This window comes from Photobacterium lucens (assembly GCF_009873615.1).
In the GTDB taxonomy this organism is placed as follows: domain Bacteria; phylum Pseudomonadota; class Gammaproteobacteria; order Enterobacterales; family Vibrionaceae; genus Photobacterium; species Photobacterium lucens.
Genome location: NZ_SSMG01000385.1, coordinates 1 through 1,539, shown reverse-complemented (window position 1 = coordinate 1,539; position 1,539 = coordinate 1). Strand labels below are relative to the sequence as shown.

1 protein-coding gene and 2 tRNA genes are annotated in these 1,539 nt (G+C 41.5%); all 3 read left to right on the top strand.

The features are described from left to right. Window positions 1-58: 58 nt before the first annotated feature. The 3 genes from nspC to E5A76_RS15895 all read left to right on the top strand — a co-directional run bounded on the left by nspC (window position 59) and on the right by E5A76_RS15895 (window position 1,539). Window positions 59-1,168, top strand: coding sequence for a carboxynorspermidine decarboxylase (gene nspC / locus E5A76_RS15905; protein ID WP_187695663.1), 1,110 nt, complete (start codon window positions 59-61; stop codon window positions 1,166-1,168). Window positions 1,169-1,373: 205 nt separating this feature from the next. Beyond that, window positions 1,374-1,447: transfer RNA gene (locus tag E5A76_RS15900), tRNA-Cys, on the top strand. 19 nt (window positions 1,448-1,466) lie between these two features. After that, a tRNA-Gly gene (locus E5A76_RS15895) sits at window positions 1,467-1,539 on the top strand.

The window sequence follows — 1,539 nt, the reverse complement described above, 5'->3', positions numbered from 1 at the left end:
GCAGGCTCGCTTTCTTATTTATATAAAAGAGAAAGCCGCATTGAAAACGCCATATTTCATGATTGATGAGCAGAAGCTGATCAACAATTTAGAACAAGCTAAAAAGTTAAAACAATTATCTGGAGTAAAACTCGTTCTTGCATTGAAGTGCTTTTCCACATGGGGCGTATTTGATGTTATGAAGCCTTATCTTGATGGCACAACCAGTAGTGGGCCATTTGAAGTTAGGTTAGGTGCTGAAAAATTCGGTGGTGAAACTCATGCTTATAGTGTGGGATATAGCCAAGAAGACGTAGAAGATGTGCTGCAGTACTGTAATAAAATCATTTTTAACTCAGTCTCTCAATTACAAGCTCATCGCCATTTAGCCGACGGTAAAGCCTCTGTTGGTCTACGTTTAAATCCGGGGATCAGCTGTGCAGGACAAGATTTAGCAGATCCTGCTCGTCAGTATTCACGCCTAGGGGTTCAAGAGAACCTTTTAACTGATGACTTATTCGATGATTTAGAAGGCGCAATGTTTCACATGAACTGTGAAAACAAAAGTGCTGATGCATTTATTGCATTGCTCGATTCAATATCAGAGCGCTTTGGACGTTACTTATTAAAGCTTGATTGGGTTAGCTTAGGTGGTGGCGTTTTCTTTACATGGCCTGGTTACGAGTTAGAAAAATTGGCAACGGCTTTAAAGGCATTTGCAGAGCGTTTTAGTGTTCAATTATATCTTGAGCCGGGTGAAGCGATTATTACCCAAACGACTGACTTAGTGGTGACCGTGGTTGATATTGTCGAGAACGGTATGAAAACAGCCATTGTAGATAGTGCGACAGAAGCACATCGACTTGATACCTTAATTTATAATGAACCAGCAACGATAACAGAGTCCTCAGAAGAGGGAAGTCATGAATACGTGATTGGTAGTTGCTCTTGTCTTGCTGGCGATCAATTCTGTGTTACTAGTTTTGAACAGCCATTAACGATTGGACAGAAATTACATATTGCAGACAGTGCAGGTTACACCATGGTGAAGCTAAATTGGTTTAATGGTCTGCGTATGCCAAGTATTTATTGCCGTCGTAGTAATGGTTGTGTCGAAAAACTCAATGAATTTAGTTATGACGATTTTGCTGCATCGTTATCACGTCCTGCAATCTCACCAGCAAGTTAAAGTTCAAAAGGTGAGATTGTCTGGTTTTTGATCATTTATGGGCTGATTTATGGTTCGATGTTATGGAATTTAACCAGTTAAATAAAAAGTCATAATTTTTCGTTGACTGATTCTGTAAAATCAGTAAATTACACCACGTACCGCAGCGGGGTGACTCGCTAAGGGCAAAAAATTCTAAAGATGGTAACTTCTTTAGGAATATTGAGGCGCGTTGGCAGAGTGGCTATGCAGCGGATTGCAAATCCGTGGACCTCGGTTCGACTCCGGGACGCGCCTCCATTCTCTTATGAGAATCTATGCGACACTAGCTCAGCTGGTAGAGCGCAACCTTGCCAAGGTTGAGGTCACGAGTTCGAACCTCGTGTGTCGCT

Coding starts and splice junctions, on each gene's coding strand:
- nspC (WP_187695663.1), top strand. CDS start 59: ATGATTGATGAGCAGAAGCTGATCAACAATTTAGAACAAGCTAAAAAG.